The organism is Kitasatospora sp. NPDC057512 (assembly GCF_042802135.1).
In the GTDB taxonomy this organism is placed as follows: domain Bacteria; phylum Actinomycetota; class Actinomycetes; order Streptomycetales; family Streptomycetaceae; genus Kitasatospora.
In genome coordinates this window covers 1-5,414 of record NZ_JBHVET010000612.1, presented here as the reverse complement: position 1 = coordinate 5,414, position 5,414 = coordinate 1, and the positions used below count along the sequence as shown (strand labels likewise).

Below are 5,414 nucleotides of genomic sequence, written 5' to 3'. Positions count from 1 at the left end.
GCCCCTCATGTCGTCCACCCGTGCCGCGCGTCGGGGGCGGGTGCCCGGAATCCGGGTACCCGCCCCCTGCTGTTCCCTACGGAACCCGAACGTCAGCCCCAGAGCTTGGCGTTGGCGTCCTCGGTCGTCCGGTAGCTCTGCGCGGCCTGGTCCAGCGAGGTCGCGATCTGCGTGCAGGTCTTCTGCAGATCGGCGGCGCGGGCGTCCCACTGGGCCTGGTGGGCCTGGTAGCCCTCCTGGGCCGCACCCTGCCAGCTGGCGGCGATGCGGGTGACGTTGCCCTTGAGGTCGTTCAGCAGGTGGTCGATGCGGCCCGCCGAGGCCTTGACCTCCTCGGACGCGTGGTGAACGGTCTCGAAGTTGACGAGAATGTGGTCGGACACGTTGTCTCCCTAAACGAGGGTGCGGAGCGCCACGCGGTCAGTGGCGGGCGCTCCGCAGAGCGGTGGATCGGGACAGAACGGCGGTCGGCGCGGGTGCGACGATCAGCGCGGAAGCGGTGATCAGCCCTGGGCCGAGGAGAACATCGCCTTCTGCTCCTCTTCGGTGCTCGCGTAGTGCTTGGTGGTCAGCTCGATCGCGTGCTTGATCGCGTTCAGCGACTCCTTGAGCTTCGCGATGTCGTCGTTGACCCGGTTCTGCAGGGTCGTGTAGGCGCTCGCGGCCTGGCCCTGCCAGCCGCCGGTGATCCCGGAGACCGTGCTGATCAGCTTGGTCCGCTCGGCCTCGATCTTGCCGATGGCCTCTTCGATCTGCTTGGCGAACGCCAGCATCTCCTGCGCCGTCATCGTGAACTGACCCTGAGCCATGCTCCACCGTCCCCCATGAGACAACATTTTGCGTGCACGGAGGGCCCGCGAGGGGCCCCACCCTGCCATCACCCGTGTGATGTCCAGCAGCACTGTAGTCGGCACACGCAGCTCGCCCAACACCGAGCACGGAGTAGTTACCAGACCATGACACTGCGGCCAATTCGGTTGCCGGGCTTGGCCGGTCAGGCGTTCTGCGGCTGGGCGGCGCTCTTCGCGGTCAGCGGCGGGCCGGCCGGAACCAGGTTCGACCACTCCTTCGGCACCGGCAGCGGCTGGACCCCCTGGTAGCCCAACCGGGCCTGGTTGCCGCCCGGTTCCTCCTGCTGGCCGGGCTCCTGGGACGGCGCCCCGGGGGCCGGCGTGGCGGTCGGCTGCGGCGTCGGCTGCTTCGGCGGGGCGCTCTGACCGGGCTGCGGCGAGGCGGTGGGACGCCGGCCGCCGTCGCCGTTGGACGGGACGGAGTAGCGCAACCCGGTCTCGGTGATCAGGAAGTCGGTCCCCGAGCCGGCGGCCGCGTTGTCCAGCGAGCGGTAGAACAGCCCGTGACCGGGGGTCACGTACGCGGCCCCGGCGCCGTTGTTGTACGACGCGGGGTACGTCGGCCCGGCCCAGACGCTGCGCCTGGCCGTGGCGCCGTCCGCGGCGACGCCGTCGTAGGTGCTGCACACGACCATCCGGGCGTCCTGGCGGTCCTGCCAGTTGTTCACCGGCGCACCGGTCTTCAGCGGCCAGTCCGGCGCGGTGCCCTTCAGCGCGACGTCGCCGCCCCACTGGGCGTTGTCGGCCGGGATCATCTCGTCGCTGCGCGGCTTCTTGTCCTGGTCGTACTTGTAGAGCATCTGGTACGCCGGGTTCTGCCGGATCAGCTCCGCCTGGAACGGGGTGACCAGGTACAGCTGCTCCTTGCCGACCACGTAGTGGCGGTCCTGGTAGTGCACCAGCCGGCCGACCCGGCGGTCGGCCTGGTTGCTCAGCTCCACCTTGGAGTTGGCGCCCTGGCTGTCGGCCACGCCCTCGACCTGCGGGAAGGTGATCGGGGTGGCGTTCACCAGGGTGTCCAGCCAGTCCCGCTTGACCCGCTGCGGCACCGCGTTGGGCCCGAACACCGCGGTGATCAGCGCCTTGCGCTCCTTGTCGTCCGACTGCGGGGTGCCGATCGGGTGCTTGCGGCCCTGCGCGTCGACCAGGTACACCGCCGCACCCGCGGCGGCCGGCTGACCCGCCGCCGGCGCGGCCGAGATCTGCTGCTCGTCGGCCTGCTGCACCAGCATCAGCTGGTCCGGGCCGAGCATCCGGTCCTTGTCCGCCAGCGCCGCCGCGTCCGCCCCGGCCGCCACGAACACCGCCTGGTTGACGGTCTCCTGCTTGTCGTCCGAGCCCGGGCGGTCGCACACCGCCCACTTCATCGGCTTGCCCGCGTTGTCCGTGGTCGGCAGCTTGTCCGGCGCGTACGGGATGCCGATCGTCGGCCCGTGGTTGGGGTAGCGGTCGAGCACCCCGTCGTCCACCACCACGACCTTGGCGCCCGCGGGCAGCACCAGCCGCGCCGAGGACATGTTGAGCACCTGGTGCAGCCGCTTGGTCTTGTTGTCCTGGTCGGTGAGCACCACGTACCGGGTCGTCGACTGCTTGCCCTGGATGATGTTCTTGCCGTCGTCCCACTTCACCGGCGCGCTCGGCTTGAAGACCCCCCAGAGCCCGAAGCCGGCCACCACCACCGCCCCCGCCAGCACACTCGGCAGCACCGCCTTCACCGGACGCGGCGCGTCCTCGTCGCTGCCGCCGCCGGCGGGCAGCAGGAAGGCGCCCACCGTGCGTTTGCGGGCGAAGGTGTACGCGTTCAGCTCGTCCCGGCGCGATGCCATACCTCGTCGTCCCCCTAGTCAGACGTCGTCGGGCGTTGTCAGACCGACCTGCCCCGTGGTCACCCGCCGGGCACGAACCGGCGCGAACCCTCTACGATGCGGCAGCAGACGGTGAGTACGGTACGGGTACGGTCCGCGACACAGCCAGCCGGGCCGCGACAACGGATCAGAGAGGGCCACCGGGGGATGCCAAGCCAGACCGCTCCAGGACGCCGCCGCAGTGCGGGCGGCGGGAGGGCGCGCCGGGCCGGCCGGGCGCAGCACAGCACGCCGACGGCCGAGACCGGGACGGGGCCGGGGACGGGGCCCGACCGACCGCAGCCGACCGGCACCGGGGGCGGCGGCGCCGTCCAGGTCCGGATCAACCCCCGACCGGGGCTGCTCGGCGGGCGGTTGAAGCTCCAGCAGCTCGTCCTGGTCGAGGTCGCGGCGGCCCTGGTGGCCGTCGGCTGGACGATCAGCCGGACGGTCGCGGCCGGCTTCGGCGCGGTCGCGCTGGTGCTGCTCGTCCTCGCCCTCGTCCCGGTGCGCGGCCGCACCGTCCCGGAGCTGCTGCAGGTCCGCGCCGCCCTCAAGTCCCGCCGCAGGCAGGCCAGGACGCTGCTGCCGCCGGCCGGCACCGACCCGGCGCTGGCGCCCGCGCTGGAACTCGAACCGGGGCTGCGCACCTGCACCCACGCCACCGAGGCCGAGTTCGGCGGCCGCCCGGTCCGCCGGGAGACCGGCATGGTCGGCGACGGGACCTTCCTCACCTCGGTCCTGCTCGTCCAGGCCAAGGACCAGCCGCTGCGCCCGGTGCGCACCGCGCTGCCGCTGCCACTGGACGTGGTCTGCTCGGCGCTCACGGTGGACGACATCACCCTGGAGTCGGTGCAGCTGGTCCAGCACACCCAGCCCGCCCCCGCCCAGCACCTGCCCGAGCAGTCGCTGGCCGCCCGCGCCTACCGCGAGCTGCCGGACGGCACCTCCACCCCCGGGCTGCGGCTGACCTGGGTCGCGCTCAAGCTCGACCCGGAGCGCGCGGCGACCGCCGTCCGGGCCCGCGGCGGCGGCGAGGAGGGCGCCCGCAAGGCGCTGCAGCGGGTCACCGACCAGCTGGCCGGCCGGCTCAACAGCGCCGGCTTCAACGCGACCGTGCTGGACGAGCGCGAGCTGATCGCCGCGCTGGCCATCGCCACCTGCGCCAACCCGATCGCGGTGGCCGGCCGCCAGGGCACCGGCAGCGGCGGCGGCACCACCCGCCGCACCCAGGAGGGCAACCGGTTCTGGCGGATCGACGACCGCTGGCACACCACGTACTGGATCTCCCGCTGGCCGCAGCTCAGCCGCCCCGGCGGCGCCCCCGGCCGGATCGCCGCGCCGGACCTGGTCAACCTGATCACCGGCTCCCCGGCCCTCGCCAGCACCTTCAGCCTGACCGCCGGGCACGGCACCGGCGGCTCGGTGACGGTCAGCGGGCACCTGCGGGTGACCGGGCGCAACGAGAGCGAGGTCGGCCAGGTCGGCCGCCAGGTGGAGACCCGGGCCCAGAGCACCGGGCTCGGCCTCGTCCGGCTCGACCTGGAGCAGGCCCCCGGCATGCTCGCCACCCTGCCGCTCGGAGGGGCTTCCTGATGGCGTACCAGACCTATCCCACCGTCGGCCCGCAGCCCGGCGCCGAGCAGCGCCGGACCAGGCCGCGGATCCTGCCCGGCTTCGGACTGCGCGGCCCGCGCCGGGAGAAGCACGTCCTGGAGGCGGCCGACCTCGCGGCGCTGGCCTTCCCCGTCGGCGACGACGGCGTGGTGATCGGCGTCGACCCGCAGGGGCTGCCCGCCGTGCTCGGCCTGTTCCGCCCGACCTCGTACGACCTGGTGCTCGTCGGCGGCATGTGGACCGCGCAGGTCATCGCGCTGCGGGCGGCCGCGATCGGCGCCCGGGTCGCGGTGGAGACCGCCCGCGGACAGCTGTGGGGCCCGCTGGCCCAGGCGGCCGGCGGCGGCCAGCCCTGCGTGACGGTCCACCAGGTCGGCCGGCTCGGCCCGCAGGGCGCCTCGGTGGCCTCGCCGGTCCTGGTGGTGCGCGACCTCGGCGCCCGCCCGCCGCGCAGCCGGCTCTCCGCCGCACCCTGGCAGACCACCCTGACGCTGCTGCCCTACCTGGGCCCGAACGCCTCCCGGGTGCTGAACGCGGCCGACCTGGTCGGCGTGCAGCGGATCTCGCCGCAGGAGGCGGAACTGACCGGCCGGGTGCTCTCGCTGCCCCCGGAGGACGTGGCCGCCCTGCCCACCCTCGGCGACGACCTCACCCTGTGGGCGACCCGGATGCGGCGCCAGTACGTACGGGCGGTGGCCGGGCAGGCCGAACAACAGGTGCTCGGCGGGCCGCGCCGGATGGACTGAGCGGCGGCTCGCCGCACCGGGTGGGCCGTCGGGGAACCGAAGCCGCCTTCAACGGGGGTTGCCGTACGGCCTAGTCTTTGATGCGGCAACGGCACCGCTGAACAAGCGGCGGCGAACACGAGGGAGCCAGAAAAGTGAGCAGCGATCGGGACGGCGTCTACGTCGGCGACAACGCGGCGGAGGACGACGACGACTGGTCGGACGCGCCTGACTACACTCCCCCGTCCTGGTACGTGCAGACGGAGCCCTCGGCGGCTCCGGCCGCCGCCGCTCCGGCTGGTTCGGCACCGGCTGGTGCGGCTCCGGCCCCGGCCGACGCCCCGGTGCCTGCCGCCGCCGCTCCGGCGCAGGCCCAG

Annotated in this window: 5 protein-coding genes and 1 pseudogene; 3 read left to right on the top strand and 3 right to left on the bottom strand. The window is 73.5% G+C overall.

The features are described 5' to 3' along the window. Positions 1 to 92 precede the first annotated feature (92 nt). The 3 genes from ACFU6K_RS30330 to ACFU6K_RS30320 form a co-directional block, all read right to left on the bottom strand. Positions 93 to 383: a WXG100 family type VII secretion target gene (locus tag ACFU6K_RS30330; protein WP_380668392.1), complete on the bottom strand. Its 291-nt coding sequence runs from the start codon at positions 381 to 383 to the stop codon at positions 93 to 95. A gap of 120 nt (positions 384 to 503) precedes the next feature. Then, positions 504 to 809, bottom strand: coding sequence for a WXG100 family type VII secretion target (locus ACFU6K_RS30325; protein WP_380668390.1), 306 nt, complete (start codon positions 807 to 809; stop codon positions 504 to 506). Between the two features lie 185 nt (positions 810 to 994). After that, on the bottom strand, positions 995 to 2,677 hold the full coding sequence (locus ACFU6K_RS30320) for a type VII secretion protein EccB (RefSeq protein WP_380668388.1): 1,683 nt from the start codon (positions 2,675 to 2,677) through the stop codon (positions 995 to 997). A 186-nt stretch (positions 2,678 to 2,863) separates the two neighbouring features. On the opposite strand from ACFU6K_RS30320, the gene eccE reads away from it, so the two are divergent. The 3 genes and pseudogenes from eccE to ACFU6K_RS30305 all read left to right on the top strand — a co-directional run. Next, positions 2,864 to 4,291, top strand: a complete 1,428-nt coding sequence (eccE, locus tag ACFU6K_RS30315) for a type VII secretion protein EccE (RefSeq protein WP_380668386.1) — start codon at positions 2,864 to 2,866, stop codon at positions 4,289 to 4,291. Beyond that, positions 4,291 to 5,058: a hypothetical protein gene (locus tag ACFU6K_RS30310; RefSeq protein ID WP_049657368.1), complete on the top strand. Its 768-nt coding sequence runs from the start codon at positions 4,291 to 4,293 to the stop codon at positions 5,056 to 5,058. Before eccE ends, ACFU6K_RS30310 begins: the two co-directional genes overlap by 1 nt. A gap of 134 nt (positions 5,059 to 5,192) precedes the next feature. Further along, positions 5,193 to 5,414: pseudogene (locus tag ACFU6K_RS30305) on the top strand (MinD/ParA family protein); the annotation flags it as partial.